The organism is Arcicella lustrica (genome assembly GCF_034930985.1).
Lineage (GTDB): Bacteria > Bacteroidota > Bacteroidia > Cytophagales > Spirosomataceae > Arcicella > Arcicella lustrica.
In genome coordinates this window covers 175,213-196,496 of the sequence record NZ_JAYGIM010000008.1, presented here as the reverse complement: position 1 = coordinate 196,496, position 21,284 = coordinate 175,213, and the positions used below count along the sequence as shown (strand labels likewise).

The window sequence follows — 21,284 nt, the reverse complement described above, 5'->3', positions numbered from 1 at the left end:
TGATATGCCTCGTTCCAAGAAACTTTAACCTTAAAGACAATGATTAAAAAAATTACCAGCGCTCTAAGAGTGTCTCTGTTGTTTGGATTAACAGTGCCCGCTGTGAACGTCTTTGCTCAAACTACTCGTACACCATCACCAGTTATCCAATCTTTAATAATTACTCCAGATGCTCGTTCAGCTGCAATGGGTGATGCGGGTGTAGCGCTTTCGCCTGGAGATGGCGATGCTAACAGCATTTTCTGGAATCCAGGAAAAATCCCTTTTTCTGGTAAAGATATGGCTGTTTCAGTATCTTATACTCCGTGGTTACGCCAGTTAGTGAATGATATGGGACTTTTGAACGCTAGTTTCTACAAAAAAATTCAAACGAATCAAGCGATTGGCCTATCAGTTCATTATTTTGATCAAGGAGAATTTCAAGCTACTAATAAATTCGGAGAATCTTTAGGAAGTTTCAATTCTAAAGAATATTCAGTTTCCCTTTCTTATTCTCGTAAACTTTCTGAGAAGTTAGGACTAGGAGTAAATGTAAAATATATTAATTCTGCATTATCGCCACTTACATCAGGAGCAGCAGGTACAGTTCAGGTTCAGACTGAATCAACTGTTGGTGCTGATATTGGTTTATTCCATACTTCAAAAAGAGATAAACCTTGGAACTACAATTGGGGTGTAATGATTCAAAACATTTCTGGTCGTGTTTCTTATGGTTTGAACGAATCAAACTTTATTCCAACGAATTTGAAAGCTGGTTTTGCTGCAATCAATACAATTGATCAGCACAATAAATTAACTTTAACGGCTGATATCAATAAATTAATGGTACCTACTCCGAAAGTAGTGAATGGTAAATTAGAACAACCTTCTACAGCCATTGGTGGAATTTTAGGTTCATTTGGAGATGCTCCAGATGGCTTTAGCGAAGAATTAAAAGAAATCAATCTTTCTTTAGGAGCAGAATATTTATACAATGATTTATTTGCTTTAAGAGGTGGCTATTTCTTTGAAGATGCTAGTAAAGGTGGACGTAAGTATTTTACAGCAGGTTTTGGAGTGAAATTAGAGAAAAAATTCGGTTTGGATTTTGCATACTTAATTCCAGTTTCAAGTGGAAACGCTTTAGCACAAACACTTAGATTGAGCTTACACGCAAATTTTAATGCAGCTCCTAAAGTAGCAACAACTACTACAAACTAGTTTCTGTAGCGTTTCAAAAATATTTTACAATAGTGAAATGGCATCTCCAACGAGATGTCATTTTTTTTAGATAATAATATCTGGCATCATCAAAATCCAGCAAGAAAATAGCATTTATAAGCAATGATTTTAGACAGAGTAAAAAGCCCGGCATTTCAGACGATTCAACAAGTATCTATTCCTAAAATAGAGAGTACGATGCTATCAAATGGCATCCCTGTTCATTATATCAGTATTGGTGAACAGCCAGTTGTTAAACTAGAAATTAGTTTTGAGGCAGGAAATTGGTATGAAAAGCAAAACGGAGTATCGCTATTTGTAGCTAAAATGCTTGGAGAAGGAACAAAGAAATATTCTTCTTCACAAATAAGTGCTTTTTTTGACCAGTATGGAGCATTTATTGAATTTGGTCATGGACTTGACAGAGCTAATATTACGGTTTACGGTTTGACAAAGTATTTGCCAACGCTTTTGCCTATGGTAAAAGACATATTAGAAAATGCCATTTTCCCAGAAGATGAATTAGAAAAATTCAAGAAAATACAATTACAAACACTTGAAGTAAATGCAGGAAAAACATCTTTCATTGCTAATAAGGTGTTTAGAAAAAAAGTATTTGGCGACAATCATTCCTATGGGAATTCTTTAGACGAAGAAGCTATTCAAGCCATTAACCGAAATACTTTACTAAATTTTTATCAAAATTTCTGGTTAGGAAAGAAACCTAGAATTTTTCTTTCTGGAAAAATTACAGAAAGTGAAGTTAATCTGCTGGACGATTTTTTTGGAAAAAATGATGTTCAGCAGATTGTAAAAGATGTTTCGCTTAATAAAGGCGAGTATGTTATGCTTGAAAAATCTGTACTTATCGAAAAAGAAGATTCAATTCAATCGTCGATTAGAATTGGGAAACAAATGATGACTCGCAAGCATCCAGATTACTTCAAAATGTTAGTTTTAAATGAGACATTAGGTGGTTATTTTGGTTCAAGGTTGATGAGTAATATTCGTGAAGAGAAAGGGCTTACTTATGGTATTTCTTCTAATATTGCTCCCTTTTCAAAAGCTGGGTACTTTGTCATTGGCACAGATGTTAAAAGAGAAAATACTCAACAAACAATTGATGAGATTTATAAAGAAATCAATGTTCTTCAAAGAGAATTAATCAAAGATGATGAATTAGAAGTAGTGAAGAATTATATGATTGGATCTTTTGCGGGCTCATTAAATACTCCTTTCGATATTTTAGATCGCTATAAAGTGATTTTATCAGAAGAACTTCCTTTAGATTTTTATGATTGTTACATTCAGCATATTCAAGGAATAAACGCTGAGATGGTTTTGGAGGCAGCGAATCAACATTTAGGAATAGATTCATTGGTTGAAATCATTGTAGGCGGAAAATAATTTATTTTTTGGTTTTTTATTTTGTATTTTTTTGTTAAATTATAGCATTATAACAAAATAAAAATCGCACTATGAAAAGAGTATCTAATCTTATTTATCACAAAGGAAATACTGTTACCGTTATTGATGCTTCTAAAACTGTTTATGAAGCACTTGAGATTATGTCTCAGAAAAATATTGGAGCGCTTGTCGTGTATAACCAAGATGATTTTGTAGGAATACTAACCGAGCGAGATTACGCCCAAAAAGTAATCGTGAAAGGGAAGCATTCAAATGATACTCTGGTGTCGGAAATCATGGAATCTGAATATCCATCTGTGAAATTTGAAGACTCTATTGAGACATGTATGGAAATTATGTCGGCAAAACATATTCGTTATTTGCCTGTAATTGCTGATAAACACGTTGTAGGAATTGTTTCGATGGGCGATGTAGTTCGTTATATTATTGAAGACCAAAAAGCCACCATTAGCCATTTACAGAATTTTATTTCAGGAGGTGGGATGTGAAAAATTCGGATTACTAGACTCGCTGAATCTAGTAATCCGAAAATATTAAATGTCGAATCCTGCTAAATCTTTGAATTCATTGATTCGGGCAGTAAGTTCTTCGTCGCTCAAATTAACGATGCGCTCAGTTCCAAATTTCTCTACACAGAAAGAAGCCATTGCCGAACCATGAACGATAGCTCTTTTCATATTTTCAAAGCTGATGTCATCCGTTTTAGCTAAATAACCAATAAAACCACCAACAAAAGTATCTCCAGCACCAGTTGGATCAAAAACTTCTTCAAGCACTAAAGCTGGACAGAAGAATAATTTATCTTCTTGGAAAAGTAAAGCTCCATGTTCCCCTTTTTTAATGATTAAGGTTTTTGGTCCCATTGCCATAATCGTTTTGGCAGCAGTTCTAAGAGAATAATCACCAGAAAGTTGACGAGCTTCTTCATCATTTATACAAAGTACATCAACCATTGTAAGTACTTTCTTCAAATCATCCATTGCAATGTCCATCCAAAAATTCATGGTGTCCATTACAACTAATTTAGGTCGTTTCGCTAAACGTTCAATTACTGTAATTTGCACTGCTGGTGTTAAATTTCCCAACATTAAGTATTCACAGTCTTGGTATTCGTTTGGAATGATAGGGTCAAAAGTGGCTAAAACATTCAATTCAGTCACTAATGTATCACGAGAATTCATATTGTTGTGATAACGACCAGACCAAAAGAACGATTTTTCTCCTTTTTTAATTTGTAAACCGTTTGTGTTAATTCCTTTATTTTCAAGAAGTTGAATGTATTCTTGTGGGAAATCTTCGCCGACAACGGCTACAAGATTTACGGGGATTTTAAAATAAGAAGCAGACAAAGAAATGTATGTTCCTGCACCACCAATGATTTTGTCTGTTTTGCCGTAGGGTGTTTCGAGGGCGTCAAAAGCTACCGAACCAATTGCTAATAAACTCATTTAGAATATTTTAGAATATTGAAATAATCATGCAATTTACAGATTTTTCATGTGTGAATGCAGGGCTTGTTTATAAAATTGACGCTGAAGTAGAAAAACATCAAGAAATGCTTTTGAATATTTTGTGTAAAACTGCTAAAATCTTGTATCTTGAGGAAAACGATTGAAGGATATTACTGATATTACAATTTTTGAAAATAGCTTACGTTCTCTGAAACAAGAATCTAACCAAATTGGCTAAAGTATAGGTCTTTGCGGGAATTCAATATTAAATTTTTAAATTTGTAAGATAGTTTATTCAGAAACAACAGCATTCGCTGTTTTGAAGAGCTTTTATTTGAGTGTTAATTGCTTTTAAACAGTCCTCTTAATAATCCTTATTGAAAATTACACATGATTCAACTTCAAGCTGGCAAATATAAACAAGTAATTTCTCGACTTTGGAAACTGTCGATTATTGGTTTTATTGCATTTATATTATACATTATTGCCGTTCAATATAATTTTTTGTGGCTTTTTGGTGGGATGCCAAGTTTGCAGGAACTGGAAAACCCTAAAAGCCAAATTGCTTCTGTTTTGATTTCGGAAGATGGCGTAGAATTAGAAAAATACTTCCGTGAAAACCGTTCTCCTGTAGAATACGAAGAACTTTCCCCCAATATTATTAATGCACTTGTCTCAACAGAAGATGCTCGTTTTACACAGCATTCTGGGATTGATTTAAGAAGTACTTTTAGGGTGATTTCTCATTTTGGTCGTGCTGGTGGAGGAAGTACGCTCTCGCAACAATTAGCCAAAAACCTTTTTGATACTCGTAGATTAGATCCAACCGAAGATGGACCAAGCTATAAAGGTTTGTTAGCTAAAATTCCTTTGGTAAGAACTGTCATAGCTAAAACAAAAGAATGGATTTTGGCAATACGTTTGGAAAGCCGTTATACCAAACAAGAAATTCTAAAGATGTACTTGAATGAAGTAGAATTTGGGAATAACGCTTACGGAATCAGAGTTGCTTGCAAAACCTATTTTGGTAAAAATGTGGGTAATGTAAGCGTAAAAGAAGCCGCTACTTTGGTTGGGATGTTACAAAATCCATCTCTCTACGACCCACGTCGCCATCCAGAAAAATGTACGATTAGAAGAAATGTAGTACTTAGCCAGATGAACAAGTATGAACATTTATCTGAAGAAGAAATGCTTGCTTTGCAAGATGAATCGCTTGGACTAAAGTTCAAGGTTGAAAACCAAAATACTGGACAAGCACCTTATTTGCGTGAAGCAGTAAAAAGACAATTACAAGAAATTATTGCTGATTTGAATTCAACCAGAGATGAAGGAGATAAATTGAATTTATACACCAGTGGTTTGAAAATTTATACAACCATTGATTCAAGAATGCAGGCTTATGCACAAGCATCACTAGATGACCACATGCGAAATCAGCAGAAGCTGTTTTATGCACATTGGAAAGGACGAAATCCTTGGGTAAACGAAAAAATGCAAGAAATAAAAGGCTTTTTGAAAGATGCAATGAAACGTACACAACGTTACAAAGCCTTAATGGAAGAGTTTGATGGCGATGAAGAAGCTGTTTGGAAAGTATTAAAAACACCTGTGAAGATGACGGTATTTTCTTGGCAAGGTGATAGAGATACAACACTGTCTCCGCTTGATTCGATGAGTTATTATAAAAGAATTTTGAATTGTGGTTTTATGGCGATGAATCCGAACGACGGACATATTAAAGCTTGGGTAGGAGGAATCAATTTTAAATATTTCAAATTCGACCATGTAAAACAAAGTAAGCGACAGCCAGGCTCTACGTTCAAGCCTTTTGTTTATGCCACAGCACTCGAAAACGACGTGGTAAATCTTTGTGGAAGTGTTGTAGATGAACCCGTAACTTTTGGACCAGAAGATGGTATAGATAGAACATGGACACCACAAAACTCAACAGGTAGTTATTCTTATGCTTCAATGTCGCTTCGTCATGCCATGGGACTTTCAATCAACTCAGTTTCTGCTGGATTAATGAAATTGTTAGGGCCTAAAAAAGTAGCTGAATTTGCCAACAGAGTAGGTATTCAGAGTACTTTAATGGAAGTTCCTGCACTGTGTTTGGGGGCGAGTGAAGTATCAGTTTATGAACAAGTAGCCGCTTATAGTACTTTCATCAACCAAGGTTATAGAATTGAACCAATCATGATTCTTAGAATTGAAGATAAAAATGGAAATGAATTAAGACGTTTTGAAACCACAACCAAACAAGTAATTAGCGCAGATTTAGCTTATAAAATGACTTATATGTTAAAGGGTGCTGTACAAGAATCAGGAGGAACAGCACAAGGTTTAAATCGCTATAACTGTGCTCAAGGAAATGATATTGGCGCTAAAACAGGTACTACTTCAAATTATTCTGATGGTTGGTTTATGGGTGTTACTCAGAATTTAGTAGCTGGTGTTTGGGTTGGTGGCGATGATAGGAGTATTCACTTTAGAAGTTTGGCATTAGGGCAGGGAGCGAAAATGGCAATGCCAGCTTATGCTAATTTTATGGATAAAGTATATGCAGACCAAACTTTGGCAATTGCGGGTTTCAAAAAAGAACCTTTCAAAAAGCCAGATGGAGCTGATTTAGGTTGTAATACTTATACTGTAGATTCAACCCAAGTGCAAGTTCCAACGGCTAAACCCAAAGAAGAAGAAGGATTCTTGAAATAATATTTTAAGAATTAAGGGCTGAATAAAAGAAACATAACTAATTGGCGATTTAATCTAACCATGAAAAATAAATTACAAATTGAGCCTAAAGCTCAGAAACCGAAATATCAACAAATTGTAGATGAAATCATTGAGAGAATCCAGCAGGGACTTTTGAAAAGAGGTGATCAGCTTCCTACGATTAATGAAATTACGGCTTCTTTGGGTGTTGCTAGGATGACTGTAATTCGGGCTTATGAAGAACTTCGAGAAAGAGGTATCGTGGCGGCTCAACATGGAAAAGGATATTATATCGCTTCAACTAACATTCAGGCATCCATGCACGTTTTTGTGCTTTTTGATGCAATGAATGCTTATAAAGAAGTACTTTTTCATGCCATGAAAGAAGCTCTGGGCGAAAATGTTTCCATTGATTTATTTTTTCACTACCATGATTTAAAGGTTTTTGAAAACGTCATTGTCAATAATATTGGTAATTATAATTTCTACATTATCATGCCTCATTTTAATGAAGATGTTTCTGATATTGTTAAACAAATCTCGAAAGATAAATTACTGATATTAGACATTGATGTTGAACAATTGGATGAAGAGTACGCAGTTTTGTATCAAGATTTTGAACAAAACTTTTATCAAGGACTTACAGGAGCGTTGCCGATGGTAAGAAAATATGAAAGTCTTACTTTGTTTCTCAGTAAAAATCAATTCCAATATACTCCGAAAGGCATTTTAATTGGCTTCAATAAATTTTGTGAAGAATATCAGGTGAAAGGAGAAATCGTTGATAATCTTGATGTAGAAAATTTACAAAAAGGACATGCTTACATTCTTTTCTTGGAAAATGACTTGGTGAGATTTGTAAATTTTACCCATAAAAAGCAATTGAAATTAGGCGAAGACATTGGATTACTTTCTTATGATGATACTCCGATTAAAGAAATTTTAGCAGAAGACGGTATCACGACAATTTCAAATGACTTTGTTCAGATGGGAAAAATGGTTGGAAGAATGGTGCACAATCGTCAGAAAGGAAAGATTGCTAGTACAAGTTCACTTATTGTGCGTGGTTCTTTGTAGCATAATTCAAGACTTAAATTATGCTACAATTGTAATTTATTGGTCATTAATTACATTCAGTTGTTCTCTTAACTTTATTGCTTTTGCTTTTCCTAACAGACTTTCTAACTCTGCTGGAGTAGCTTTATAAATGTTACTTACCGTACCAAAATGCTTCAAGAGTTTTTCTGCTGTATGTTTTCCGATACCATCAATACTTTCTAATTGACTAATAATAAAGTTTTTAGAACGTTTGTCTCGGTGTTTTGTAATCCCAAATCTATGAGCTTCGTCACGGAGACGTTGAATAAGTTTTAAAGATTCTGATTTTTTGTCAATGTATAAAGGAATGCTATCTTCCGGAAAATAGATTTCTTCCAAACGTTTAGCAATGCCAATAATTGGGATTTTCCCATATAATCCTAAATTCTTCAAAGCATCTGCCGAAGCACTTAATTGCCCTTTCCCACCATCAATGATAATCAAATCTGGTAAATCGGCTTCTTCTTCAATGAGTCTTGTATATCGTCTGGTTACTACTTCGTGCATGGTTGCAAAATCGTTTGGACCCTCTACTGTTTTTGGTGTAAAATGACGATAATCTTTTTTCGAAGGCAATCCATTTTTAAAGCAGACCATCGCTGAAACAGGATTTGTCCCTTGAATGTTCGAGTTATCGAAACATTCAATATGACGTGGAATGGCTTTTAATTGTAAATCATTTTTGAGCGTTAACAAAATTCTCATTTTGGCATCACCAGCACTTTCTTCAGAAGCTTGTCGGTCAGCCTTTTCCTTTTTGAAGTACAATACATTCTTCAAAGACATTTCCAACAGTTTTTTCTTATCACCAATTTGCGGAATGGTATTTTCAACACCTTTTAAATCTACCGATAGTGGAATGTTTGTAATTACTTCTTTGGCTTCGCTTTCATACTTATCACGCATTTCCCAAACCATCATCGTCAGAACATCTTCGTCAGTTTCATCAAGCTTCTTTTTTACTTCTAAAGATTGCGTTTGTGTGATAAAGCCATTTAATACTTTCATGAAATTGAAGTAAAAAGCATTTTCGTCAGAAACGATAGAAAACACATCCACATCTTTAATATTGGGATTCACAACCGTCGATTTACTCTGGAAATTGACCAAGTAAGTCAACTTTTCTTTAAACTCCTGAGCTTCTTCAAAGGCAAGTTTAGAGGCTGCTTCCAACATTCTTTCTTCAAAGTATTGTTTCGGCAAACTCATATTTCCCTTCAATATATTCTTGGCTTGGTCAACTTCTTTTAAATAATCATTTTCTGTTTGAAGCCCTTCGCAAGGACCTTTACAATTGCCAATATGATATTCTAAACAAACCTTAAATTTTCTATCCTGAATGTTTTTTTCACTAAGATTCAAATTACAAGTTCTGAAACTATAGAGCTGATTGAACATTTCCAGAATAGCGTGCATGGCTTTCTGGTTGGCAAAAGGCCCGAAAAAAGTACCTAATTTTTTATCAATCCTTCTAATGGTGATGATTTTTGGAAAAGCCTCATTGGTAATGCAGATGAACGGATACATTTTATCATCCCTCAACAAAATGTTGAATTTGGGCTGAAATTGCTTGATAAGTGTATTTTCTAATAGAAGAGCATCAAATTCTGTATGGGCAATGGTAAATTCTAGATTTCTAATCTGGCTAACCAAACGCTTTGTTTTTCTATCGTGTTGGTTAGATTTTGCAAAATAACTACTTACTCTATTTTTTAAATTTTTTGCTTTACCTACATAAATTACTGTCCCTTCATCATCAAAATAACGATATACACCCGGAAGTTCGGGTACTTTAGCTAAAGCACTTTTGTAATCAAACTCAGTCATATTTTTTTATTTAGAATACAAATTTACTAAATAAAATGGCCATCATTCTGGAAATTTATACTTAGAAAATTACAAAAAAATTAAAGAATAAATATTGTACGGCTTTGTTGGTGTTGTATTCTTTAAATAGATTTTTTTTATTTTTTACTTGTATGAATAGTTATTTTCTATTATTTTGGAAATGCCTTAATAAAGCTCATTTGGGTATATTTATATTATTTTGCCAAAAAATACAATAATACTAAAACGACATAAATAAAAATAAATCATTGATAATCAGTTATTTATAAAATGTTAAAATAATATTGGTTGATATTTTAAAAATTCTAAAAAGTATCAAAATGATACAATAAACATTATCAAAATGATACATTAATAAAAAACCGCCTTCAGACAAAAATGAAATAAATTATTAGAATATAAATAATCAGTTTGTTATGAAATTAAATTAAACATATATTTACAAGGATTTTCAACCAAAAATCTAATTTTTTCAATCAAAAACCCAATTTTATTATGAACACAAAATTTTACTCTACATGGAGGGGTATGCTTTTGTCGTGCGTATTTTTATTAAGTACGTTCTTAACAATGGCACAAGACAGACGAGTAACAGGGAAAGTTACTGGCATGGATGGTCAGGGAATTCCTGGAGTCTCGGTTCTTCTAAAAGGCACACAAACAGGTGTATCAACAGACGCAAACGGTGGTTTTGCAATTAATCTCAAATCAGGTAAGGATGTATTATTAATTTCAGCGATTGGTTATAAAAGCACTGAAGTTAAAGTTGGGTCGCAAAGTAATGTAGATGTTAAGTTAGCAGAAGATGTTTCAGCACTTGATGAAGTAATTGTTACAGGTTATTCAAGTTCAAACAAAAAAGAATCAACTGCTGCTGTTGCTACTGTTAAAGCAAAAGATTTACAAGTAGTTCCTTCTGGTAACGTTGAACAACAATTACAAGGACGTGTATCAGGTGTTACTTTAATTACAAACGGACAGCCAGGAACAAGTTCAATTATTCGTGTTCGTGGATTTGGTTCAATCGGACCTGCGGGTTCTAACGATCCTCTTTATGTAGTTGATGGAGTTCCTGTACAATCTACAGATTTCCTTTCTCCAAATGATATTGAATCAACTACAGTATTGAAAGATGCTGCTGCTGCTTCTATCTATGGTGCTCGTGCTGCAAACGGTGTAATCGTTTACGTAACTAAAAGAGGTACTAAGAAAGCTAGAAAAATGGAAGTTACTTATGACGGTGTTTATGGTGTAACTGACCCTAACGCTGCTGGTGCTCCTAAAAACTTGACTCCTCAAGAAGAAGCTGATTGGACTAAAATTGCACAAATCAACACTAACATTGCCAATGGTTTGTCTCGTACAGCTAACCCAACTGAATGGGCTAATGGTTTGAAACACCCACAATATGGTAATGGTGAAACGGCTACAATTCCTAACTATTTATATGCAAATGGTCAGAGTGGTGTTTATGGTACTGTAGATTTAGCTGCTGTTAAAGCTGCAGCTCAAGCAGATCCTTATGGCGTGTTCTTGATTAAACCAAACATGGCTGGAACAAACTGGTATAAAGAAATTACTAGATCTGCTCCTTTGATGAGACATAGCCTTGGTTTCAGTGGTGGAACAGAAAATGGTCGTTATTACTTCGGTCTTTCTGCTCAACAACAAGATGGTATTTTGATTACTAACGGTTTCAAAAGATATAGTTTCAGAGCTAACTCAGAATTTGATTTAGGTAAAAGAGTAAGAATTGGTGAAAACTTACAATTTACTTATCGTTCAGTATTAGGGCAATCTGGTGCTACAAATGGTTTGGGTATTGCTCAAGATGAATCTCCAATCTTAGCTGCTTATCGTATGCCAAGTATCATCCCAGTTTATGATGAATTAGGAAATTTTGCAAGTACTAAAGCTGGTGGTTTTAACAACCCAAGAAACCCAGTTAGACAATTAAAGAATAACAATACCAACGATAATAATTTTAATGCTAATGGCTTTGGTAACGTTTACATTGAAGTAGATCCTATTGCAAACTTGACATTACGTTCAAGCATTGGTGGTCAGTTTAATAGCTATTATTTCAAAGATTATGGTTATAAATACCTTGGAGACTCTGAGCCAGAAGGTAACAACAGCTTCAGCGAAGGTTCTGGATTTAACTTCTCGTGGGTATTTACAAACACTGCTGCTTATAAGGCGAAATTTGGTAGTCATTCAATTAGTGCTTTAGCTGGTATTGAAGCTTTGAACACTGGTAAAGGAAGACAAATTTCAGGTTCAGGTATCAACCCATTCTCAACAGATTTAGACTACGTAAACTTGAGTAAAGTTCAAAACCCACAAGTAAACTCTGGTTTATTCAGCGGTATTAACTTCTATTCATTATTCTCTAAAGTAGATTATAGCTTACAAGATAAATATTATTTATCTGCTGTAGTTCGTCGTGATGGTTCTTCAAGATTTGGTGCAAACAACCGTTATGGTGTATTCCCTGCGTTCTCTGCTGCTTGGCGTATGAGTAGTGAAGATTTCATGAAAGAAATTCCATTCATTACAGATTTAAAAATCCGTGGAGGTTGGGGACAAATGGGTAACTCTAACCCAGTAGATCCAAGTAACCAATACTCATTGTTTGGTTCAAGTAAAGGTAATTCATATTATCCAATTTCAGGTACTAACAACGGTGCTGATGAAGGATACTACAGAACTCGTATTGGTAATAACAATGCTAAATGGGAAACAAGTACAACCACTAACATTGGTATTGATGCAACATTCTTGAATGGTAAGTTAGAAGCAGTAATTGATTTCTGGAGAAAAGATACTAAAGATTTATTATATCAAGTACCTATTCCTGGAGTTGTTGGTGTATTAGCATCTGCTCCTTCTGTGAACATTGCTAGTATGAGAAACCAAGGTCTTGATATTCAGTTAATCAATCATGGTAAATTCTCACAAGATGTTAAGTATGATATTACTTGGAACAGTTCATTCTTAAGTAACAAAATTACTTCATTAACTGAATCAATTAAATTCTTTAGTGGCGCTGCTTATCGTGGTATCAACCCAATCAGAAATGCTGTAGATCAACCAATTTCTTCTTTCTTTGGATATAAAGTAGCAGGTTACTTTGCAACTGCTGAAGAAGCTAAAAATTCTACTCAAACAGGTGCTGGAGTTGGTCGTTTCAAATATGTTGATGTGAATGGTGATGGAAAAATTACTCCAGATGATAGAACATTCTTAGGTAATCCAGTTCCAGTTTATACAGGTGGTATTACTTTAGATGTAAAATATAAGCAATGGGATTTCTCAACGTATTTATATACATCATTGGGTAACAAAATCTTCAATATGTCTAAATGGTACACTGCATTCTATGGTTCATTCCAAGGTTCAGGAAAAGGTGCTATTGCTAAAGAATCATGGACTCCAGCTTTAGGTGATAATGCAAAAGCTCCTATTTGGGAAAGTGCTTCAAACATCAGTACAAACGGTGCAGAAAACTCATGGTATGTTGAAGATGGTTCTTATTTAAGAATGACAAACATCTCAGTAGGCTACACGCTTCCAAAGGCTTTAATTTCTAAATTAGGTCTTAGCAAAGCAAGAGTAAGTGGTTCTGTGACAAACATTTTCACAATTACTTCTTATTCAGGTCTTGATCCAGGTGTTGGTGGTGCTGTTGATACTAACTTCGGTATTGATGTTGGTAACTATCCAGTATCAAGAGGTTTCAACTTAGGTTTAAACTTAACTTTTTAAAAAATCATAGCTGATTTACAGCAAATGATTAATTAATAATAAAAGCATTATATTAATTTTTTCAGGTTAATTCTTTTGAAATAACAAGTAGAAAATTATAAAAAAATATAATAAATGAAAACAACTATCAATTTTAAGAATTCTTTGATTGCCACGTTTGCTGTGGCTTCAATTACATTCTCCTGCAAAGATAGCTTTTTGGAAGTTGCTCCAACAGGTTCTCTAGGAGTAGCCCAATTATCAAGCGCAGCAGGTGTAGAGGGAACTTTACTTGGTGCTTACTCGATGATGTTGGGTAAAGGATTTACGCAATTAGCTGGACCAAATAACTGGGTATTTGGAAGTATTTTAGGAGGTGATGCCAATAAAGGAACTGACCCTGGTGACTTTTCTGCTATTAACCCAATTCAACGTTATGAGGCTGACCCTACTAACGGAGAGTTTAATGGTACTTGGAATGCTAAATACGAAGGTATTAGTAGAGCAAATGCTACAATTAGATTAGCTACTGGTTCAACAGCTTTAACTGATGCTGATAAGAAAAGAATCATCGGTGAAGCAAGATTTATCAGAGGTCACTTCTATTTCGAATTGAAAAAGATATTCAACAATGCTCCTTTTATTGACGAAACCGTTGATTATGGAACAGGTATTGAAAAAGTGACTAACACTGCAGATTTATGGAGCAAAATTGAAGCTGATTTTAAATTTGCTTATGATAACTTACCTGAAACACAAGGTGCTGCAGGTAGAGCAAATAAATGGGCAGCAGCTTCTTATTTAGCTAAAGCTTATATGTTTGAAAAGAAGTATGCAGAAGCTAAAGCTTTGTTTGATTTAATCATTGCTAATGGTAAAACTACAAATGGCAAAAAATATGGTTTGGTATCGAATTATGCACAAATTTATAATGCTGCTAACGATAATCATGAAGAATCAATTTTTGCAACACAAACTTCAATGAATACTGGTGATGTTTCAAACTCAAACTCTTATGATGTTTTGAACTATCCATATAATACTGGTGCTGATGGTCCTGGTAACTGTTGTGGTTTCTTTGCCCCAAGTTTTGATTTAGTGAACTCGTTCCGTACAGATGCAAATGGTTTACCATTATTAGATAATTCATATAATAGCGCAGCTAATGCCGTTAAAAATGATTACGGTGTTGAATCTAAAGACGCATTTACTCCAGATGCTGGAAACCTTGACCCTCGTTTAGATCACTCTGTTGGTCGTCGTGGTATTCCTTATTTGGATTGGAAAGAGCACCCAGGTAAAGATTGGATTCGTTCTCAACCTTATTCTGGTCCATACTCAACTAAAAAATATGTTTATTACAAGTCTCAAGAAAATACATTAACCGATGGTAGTGGTTGGACAAGAGGTTACTCTGTAATGAACTATACAATTCTTCGTTATGCAGATATTTTATTGATGGCTGCTGAAGCTGAAGTTGAAGTTGGTTCTTTAGCAAAAGCACAAGAGTATGTAAATATGATTCGTACAAGAGCTGCTAATAAAGCTTCATGGGTTACAAAAAATGGTGCACCAGCTGCAAAATATGTAATCGGAACTTATGATACTCCTTGGACTGATAAAAATGCTGCTCGTACAGCTGTTCGTTTTGAACGTAAATTAGAGTTATCGGGTGAAGGTCACCGTTTCTTTGACTTAGTACGTTGGGGTATCGCTGAAAGTACTTTAAATGCTTATTTAGCTAACGAAGCTAAAGTATTGAGTACAATGTTTGGTGGTGCTAAATTTACTACAGGAAAGAGCGAATACATGCCAATCCCACAAACACAAATTGATATTCAAGGAAAAGATATTTTAAAACAAAATCCTGGATATTAATCTATAGTAGGAATATTATTAAAAAAATAAGCGGATGGCAATTTGCCATCCGCTTATTTTTTAATATGCTTTATTTCGTTTTTTCTCTGATTGACTTAACGATTCTAACAGCAGACATAATAATAATAGCGAATAGAATTAACCCTAAAATCCCCCAAATCCAATCAACGGTATTCTTTAAAACGACTAAAAATACAATAGCGAATAAAAAGATGGTAGCAATTTCATTAAATAACCTTAATTGAAAACCTGTAAATCTATATTTATCATTTCGTAATTCTAAGATTATTTTTCGACAATAGAAATGATAAAAAACTAAACCTATTACAAAACTTAACTTTAAATGTAACCAAGCTTGTGATGCAAAACTATCCCACCATAACCAGTAAATCATTGTTGTACCAGAAATAATTGTTAGCCACATTGCTGGCACCATGATGGCATTAAAAAGTACTTTTTGCATTCGCTTGTACTCTTTTTGTAGAATTTGCCTTTCAATTTCTGGTTTTTCGTTGGCTTCAGTTTGATATACAAATAATCGAGGTAAATAGAAAAGCCCGGCAAACCAACTAGTTACAAAAATGATATGTATTGCTTTGATATGATTATATTCCATTACTTATATCATTTTCAGTTAATTTCTTTGCGATGATATTTTTTGAAAAAACTATTAATTTTCATTTCAATTACTCCTAAAATAGCTTCTTTAAAAATATTAGCAGACATTTTTGAAACGCCTTTTGTTCTATCGGTAAAAATGATAGGTATTTCAGCAATTTTAAACCCATATTTCCAAGCAGTAAACTTCATTTCTACTTGAAAAGCATAGCCTACAAATTTAATGGTATCTAAATTGATGGTTTTAAGTACTTTTGAATGATAGCATTTAAACCCAGCTGTAACGTCCATAATAGACATCCCTGTGATAAAGCGAACATAATATCCAGCGAAGTATGACATTAAAACTCTTCCCATTGGCCAATTTACAACGTTTACACCACTCACATATCGAGAGCCTATCGCCATATCAGAACCACCATTTACACAAGCGTCGTAAAGTTTAACGAGATCTTCAGGGTTATGTGAAAAATCAGCATCCATTTCAAAAATATACTCATAATTATTGGCAAGAGCATATTTGAATCCATGAATATAAGCTGTACCCAAACCGAGTTTCCCTTTTCTTTCTTGTAAATGCAATCTACTTAGCCCAAACTCTTCTTGTAATTCTTTTACTTTAATTGCTGTGCCGTCAGGTGAACCATCATCAACGATTAGTAAATCGAAACTTGGTTCTAAACTCATTACTTTACGGACAATGGCTTCAATATTTTCAATTTCGTTGTATGTCGGTATAATTACAAGACGAGAGATCATTATGGAATATTAGAAGGTTAAAATTTAATATTAATACAAAGTTACGAAAAACTATATCATATTACAGATTAGCTTACTTATTAGGGTAAGTACTAAAGTATATATTTTTCAATACTTTATCTGTTTTAATACGATGACGATTTTTCATAAACATGGCTTTAAAATTAATTTAATATAACTATTTGATTGTATAATTGCACTTTGTTGATTGTAAGTTGTTTGAAATTTAAATTAGACTATTTTAATTACAATCAATTGAAAGATGTTTAAATTCCAATTATTACCATTTTTAACAAGATTTAAGAAAATGTATTGTCGTTAACAAAAATAATTTCAAATTATAGCAAACATTTTTTGTGTTTCATAGATGTAATAGTATTTTTGCATTAAATTTATAGAACAGTATAGAACACATAATTTACTGACTAAACAAATTAAACAATCAATAACAAAGACAATGGCAAACATCACATTAGGCGACAAAGAGTATTTCGCAGGAATTGGTAAAATACAGTTTGAAGGAAAAGAATCTGATAATCCTTTAGCATTCAAATGGTATGATGAAAATCGTATTATTGCAGGAAAAACAATGAAAGAGCAAATGCGTTTTGCAATTGCTTATTGGCATACTTTCTGTGGAACTGGCGCTGACCCATTTGGTCCAGGTACAAAAGTATTTCCTTGGGATGCAAAAAATGAAATTGTAGGAAGAGCGAAGGATAAAATGGATGCTGCTTTTGAATTCATTACTAAAATTGGTGCACCATACTATTGTTTTCATGATATTGATTTAGTTGATGAAGGAAGCTCTTTGTCAGAATATGAAAGTAATATGCAGGCTATTGTTGATTATGCAAAACAAAAACAAGCTGCAAGTGGCGTGAAATTATTATGGGGTACTGCCAATGTATTTTCTAATCCACGTTATATGAATGGGGCTTCAACAAACCCTGATTTCTCTGTATTAGCTCATGCTGGTACTCAAGTGAAAAATGCTATAGATGCAACAATTGCTTTAGGCGGAGAAAATTATGTGTTCTGGGGAGGTCGTGAAGGATATATGACTTTATTGAATACTGATATGAAGCGTGAGTTAGCACATCTTGGTAAATTTCTTACGATGTCTCGTGACTATGCTCGTAAAAATGGTTTTACAGGTAAATTCTTCATCGAACCAAAACCATGTGAACCAACGAAACACCAATATGATTTTGACTCAGCTACTGTAATCGGCTTCTTGAAAGAATATGGTTTAGAAAATGACTTTATGTTGAATTTAGAAGTAAACCACGCTACTTTGGCTGGGCATACTTTCCAGCATGAATTACAAGTTGCTGCTGATAACAATATGTTAGGAAGTATGGATGCCAACCGTGGAGATTATCAAAACGGATGGGATACTGACCAATTCCCTACTAATTTGAATGAATTAGCTGAGTCTATGTTAATTATTTTAGAAGCAGGTGGAATTACCCAAGGAGGTATCAATTTTGATGCTAAGACACGTAGAAATTCAACTGATTTAGAAGATATTTTCTTAGCTCATATCGGTGGTATGGATGCTTTTGCACGTGCATTAGTAATTGCTGATAATATTTTAGAAAAATCATCTTACAAGAAATTGCGTAAAGATCGTTACGCTTCTTTTGATAGTGGAAAAGGTGCTGAATACGAAGCTGGTAAATTATCTTTAGAAGATTTAAGAAATTATGCTTTTGAAGTAGGAGAACCTAAAGCGACTAGCGGTAAGCAAGAATTGTTTGAAAATATCATCAATCAATTTATCTAGTCTGATTGAATACATAAAAAAAGCGAGTGGAAAATTTCCACTCGCTTTTTTTATGTATTCAATTTTGGATTAATATTCCCAAAGATTATGTTCCATTTCCATCAATTTATACTCTAATTGTTGAGATTGAATCAAACCTTGTTTTTCACCACCATAGAATTCATCTAAACTTTTATCTTCTGGATTCCCTTTCTTTGTAAGTCTTGCATGGAATAATCTTAAATCGAAAGCATCTGCCATGTTTTTATGTTGTGCTTCGTTCTGAGAATTATACCAGATACAATTTGGGTTACTTCTGAATAACTTGTCTAAATCTTTATACTTGAATGAAGCAACAGTCTTATCAAAACCTGCAGCTGTTTTGTTGGCAGGTATAATGATTGTAATAGACTGAATATCATAATACAAACGAGAACGTTGTTTATCAAAAATAGCATCTTCTCTGATTTCTATGATAGAAAGTTCTTTTGCGAAGTATAAATCTCCTGTACCACTTGTATTTTTAGCGGTTGAAGAAGCTTGAGCCGCATTACCTGTAGCAGGTTTAGTATCACCCCAACCATCGTCAGTACCAGCTGCTGCAGCACCTTCTGCTCCAAAACCTGCTGCTTTTTCAGCATCAGAAAGGGCATTGTCTCCAATAGAGTTTTCTATGACAAGATTCTTTAAAAATTCTTCTTTAGAGATTTTAGTCTTTAAAGAATCGTTTCTGTAAGGCTGTAAAACCCCACTTTGAACCCATTCCATTAAATATTTAGTAATCTCGTTTCCTTTAGAGAAAAAAGGCTGATTTTGTTTTTCATTCAAATCCATTCTTCTCCACAAACGCATCTTCCACATGATGTTGGAATCGTCTATCGGACGAACTGAATCTGGATTTTTGCCTCTATTGTCTTTCTCTTGTGCTGTTGCTAGTAAACAAGAAGCCAGACTAAAAACGATTGCTCCGGTAATTTTGATTAAATTTTTCATAATGTTAATATCATTATAAGTTTTACGTTAAGCTTGATTATCAAATACTTGTAAACTTATAGCTAATATATTTTGAACACAGTCAACTCTGTCAAAAATATACTAGTTTAACGGAATATTCTTTATTATATTAAAGGGGATGGTTTCTATTGTACCCTTAAAGTTTTTTCGTTGAACAGCTTTTATTTCTATATAATAACGGTCTCCAGCTTGGGCACTCTGTGCTAAAGTACTAATATTCCCACCACCTTGTAATGTAAGGTCTGCAACTTTCTTTGAGCCTCTTGCTAATGCTATGTAAACTTCTGAAACTCGGTATTGAGCATCTTCTGGATTCGTTGCTTTGAATGATTCATCGGCGATTGCCCTAACATCAATACTTCTTAAACCACTTGCACTTGCACCACGTTTTTCATCCAGTTCACCACCACCACCATATACTTTCACTTCTGGTTTTGGAACTCTTCTTACTCTGAACTTCTCTGTTCCTAATAAAATACCACCATTATTGATATTCAATTCTACTGAAGCAGCATTTGGTACAACTGTAACTTTTCCGCTACCTGCTGCAATGACTTCTGCTCCATTTGCACTGAAACTTGGTTGCCATAAAGCACCTAATCCTGGGCTAACAATACTTAATTTATTGGCACAACCTAAATACAATGGAGGTAAACTTCCAGCTTCAATATTATAAGTTGGTTTTAAAACGAAATATTCACCATTAATTGTTCTTGTCTCAGCTCCATTCGGTCCATTAAATGAAATACTTGCTGAATAAGTTTTCTTTGAAAGTCCACGGCTATCGTATTGACCACCTTGAGCTTTAAACTTAATTTGTCCTTTACCATCTCTAACCGGTACTCCAGCTCCATTGAAACTCATTCTTGGCGTAATTCCACTTGAATAAGCTGCAATAAACATTTCTGCTTCGTAATCCATCCCAGCAACTACTGTATTAGATTTTGCAGAAACCATTGCTAAGATTTTGTCAAACTTAACGTCTTTAATCCCTACTTTTTCGGCCAATTGCCCTAAAACTGTACTTTCATAACGACGAATTTCAGATTGTTTTTGACTTAAAGTCGCTAAAGCAGCAGGTACTGGCGTTTCAGCAAAATTCAATTCAGCAAAATCCTTATTTTTATTATTGGCATCTTTGGCTACTGCTGGGTCTTCTTTTCCAGAGAGAGCGAGTGGTTCAAATTTGGTGTTTTTATCACCATAACTTGCAATTTTAGTGACAAAATTATCAAGCTTTGTTTTTAAGCCATAAGCCAAGCCGTCTTTTTTACCACCAATCATTACTTCATATACCTTTTCGGTTTCTTTCATACCGACATAAGTACCTGTTTCAGGATCAATACCGCCACTTTTCTCAATAATCGTATTTTTTAAATCATCTAACTCACCAACCATCACATCCGAAAGTTTACGTACTTCTTGAGCTTGCTTGATGATATCTGCATATTGAGCAGGATTAGGCGAATCGTTTACTTTTGCCTTAATTCCTTCAACAGTTTGATTATTTTTTTGAACAGCCGAGCTGTTTGCAACTTCTAAGCTATTATTTAATAGTACAAATTTTTGTAAAAGTGCATCGCTTACTTGTAAAGCAAGTAGAGCTGTTAGCACTAAATACATCATCCCAATCATCTTCTGACGGGGCGTTTCTTTCATTCCAGCCATTTTCTTATCTACTTATAGGATTTTTGTTTAAGTTTTTTTCAATATGCTTGTTATAATTAATTTTGAACTAATCATAACCGATATGTCTC

15 protein-coding genes are annotated in these 21,284 nt (G+C 34.1%); 9 read left to right on the top strand and 6 right to left on the bottom strand.

Going from position 1 to position 21,284, the window contains the following annotated elements; all coding sequences use genetic code 11:
- Positions 1 to 39 precede the first annotated feature (39 nt).
- The 3 genes from porV to VB798_RS11570 all read left to right on the top strand — a co-directional run bounded on the left by porV (position 40) and on the right by VB798_RS11570 (position 3,116).
- A complete protein-coding gene (gene porV / locus VB798_RS11580; protein ID WP_323258633.1) occupies positions 40 to 1,200 on the top strand; it encodes a type IX secretion system outer membrane channel protein PorV in 1,161 nt (386 codons plus the stop codon).
- Positions 1,201 to 1,323: 123 nt separating this feature from the next.
- Positions 1,324 to 2,607 (top strand): M16 family metallopeptidase, encoded by a 1,284-nt coding sequence (locus tag VB798_RS11575; protein ID WP_323258632.1) that lies wholly within the window; start codon positions 1,324 to 1,326, stop codon positions 2,605 to 2,607.
- A gap of 71 nt (positions 2,608 to 2,678) precedes the next feature.
- Positions 2,679 to 3,116, top strand: coding sequence for a CBS domain-containing protein (locus VB798_RS11570; protein ID WP_184137209.1), 438 nt, complete (start codon positions 2,679 to 2,681; stop codon positions 3,114 to 3,116).
- Positions 3,117 to 3,161: 45 nt separating this feature from the next.
- On the opposite strand, the gene VB798_RS11565 is transcribed toward VB798_RS11570, so the two are convergent.
- Positions 3,162 to 4,076: a PfkB family carbohydrate kinase gene (locus VB798_RS11565; protein ID WP_323258631.1), complete on the bottom strand. Its 915-nt coding sequence runs from the start codon at positions 4,074 to 4,076 to the stop codon at positions 3,162 to 3,164.
- 29 nt (positions 4,077 to 4,105) lie between these two features.
- On the opposite strand from VB798_RS11565, the gene VB798_RS11560 reads away from it, so the two are divergent.
- From VB798_RS11560 to VB798_RS11550, 3 genes are all read left to right on the top strand, one after another.
- On the top strand, positions 4,106 to 4,243 hold the full coding sequence (locus tag VB798_RS11560; RefSeq protein ID WP_323258630.1) for a hypothetical protein: 138 nt from the start codon (positions 4,106 to 4,108) through the stop codon (positions 4,241 to 4,243).
- Between the two features lie 226 nt (positions 4,244 to 4,469).
- Positions 4,470 to 6,797 (top strand): penicillin-binding protein 1A, encoded by a 2,328-nt coding sequence (locus tag VB798_RS11555; RefSeq protein ID WP_323258629.1) that lies wholly within the window; start codon positions 4,470 to 4,472, stop codon positions 6,795 to 6,797.
- Positions 6,798 to 6,857: 60 nt separating this feature from the next.
- Positions 6,858 to 7,874: a GntR family transcriptional regulator gene (locus VB798_RS11550; RefSeq protein WP_323258628.1), complete on the top strand. Its 1,017-nt coding sequence runs from the start codon at positions 6,858 to 6,860 to the stop codon at positions 7,872 to 7,874.
- 36 nt (positions 7,875 to 7,910) lie between these two features.
- Here VB798_RS11550 and uvrC read toward each other — a convergent pair whose 3' ends face one another.
- Entirely contained in the window at positions 7,911 to 9,722 is a 1,812-nt protein-coding gene (gene uvrC / locus VB798_RS11545; RefSeq protein ID WP_323258627.1) for an excinuclease ABC subunit UvrC, read from the bottom strand.
- 591 nt (positions 9,723 to 10,313) lie between these two features.
- Here uvrC and VB798_RS11540 point away from each other — a divergent pair.
- Together VB798_RS11540 and VB798_RS11535 are read left to right on the top strand one after the other, a co-directional pair.
- Entirely contained in the window at positions 10,314 to 13,511 is a 3,198-nt protein-coding gene (locus VB798_RS11540) for a SusC/RagA family TonB-linked outer membrane protein (protein WP_323258626.1), read from the top strand.
- Between the two features lie 114 nt (positions 13,512 to 13,625).
- A complete protein-coding gene (locus tag VB798_RS11535; protein ID WP_323258625.1) occupies positions 13,626 to 15,368 on the top strand; it encodes a RagB/SusD family nutrient uptake outer membrane protein in 1,743 nt (580 codons plus the stop codon).
- A gap of 70 nt (positions 15,369 to 15,438) precedes the next feature.
- On the opposite strand, the gene VB798_RS11530 is transcribed toward VB798_RS11535, so the two are convergent.
- Together VB798_RS11530 and VB798_RS11525 are read right to left on the bottom strand one after the other, a co-directional pair.
- Entirely contained in the window at positions 15,439 to 15,984 is a 546-nt protein-coding gene (locus VB798_RS11530) for a CopD family protein (protein ID WP_323258624.1), read from the bottom strand.
- 14 nt (positions 15,985 to 15,998) lie between these two features.
- Positions 15,999 to 16,745 carry a polyprenol monophosphomannose synthase gene (locus VB798_RS11525; RefSeq protein WP_323258623.1) on the bottom strand — a complete coding sequence of 249 codons (747 nt, stop codon included), beginning with the start codon at positions 16,743 to 16,745 and terminating at the stop codon, positions 15,999 to 16,001.
- Between the two features lie 457 nt (positions 16,746 to 17,202).
- Between VB798_RS11525 and xylA the strand changes: the two genes are divergently transcribed.
- Complete coding sequence (gene xylA / locus VB798_RS11520) at positions 17,203 to 18,534, top strand: xylose isomerase (RefSeq protein WP_323258622.1); 1,332 nt, start codon at positions 17,203 to 17,205, stop codon at positions 18,532 to 18,534.
- A 69-nt stretch (positions 18,535 to 18,603) separates the two neighbouring features.
- Here xylA and porN read toward each other — a convergent pair whose 3' ends face one another.
- Together porN and porM are read right to left on the bottom strand one after the other, a co-directional pair.
- Complete coding sequence (porN, locus tag VB798_RS11515; protein ID WP_323258621.1) at positions 18,604 to 19,506, bottom strand: type IX secretion system ring subunit PorN/GldN; 903 nt, start codon at positions 19,504 to 19,506, stop codon at positions 18,604 to 18,606.
- A 102-nt stretch (positions 19,507 to 19,608) separates the two neighbouring features.
- Positions 19,609 to 21,186 carry a type IX secretion system motor protein PorM/GldM gene (gene porM / locus VB798_RS11510; protein WP_323258620.1) on the bottom strand — a complete coding sequence of 526 codons (1,578 nt, stop codon included), beginning with the start codon at positions 21,184 to 21,186 and terminating at the stop codon, positions 19,609 to 19,611.
- Between the last annotated feature and the right edge of the window lie 98 nt (positions 21,187 to 21,284).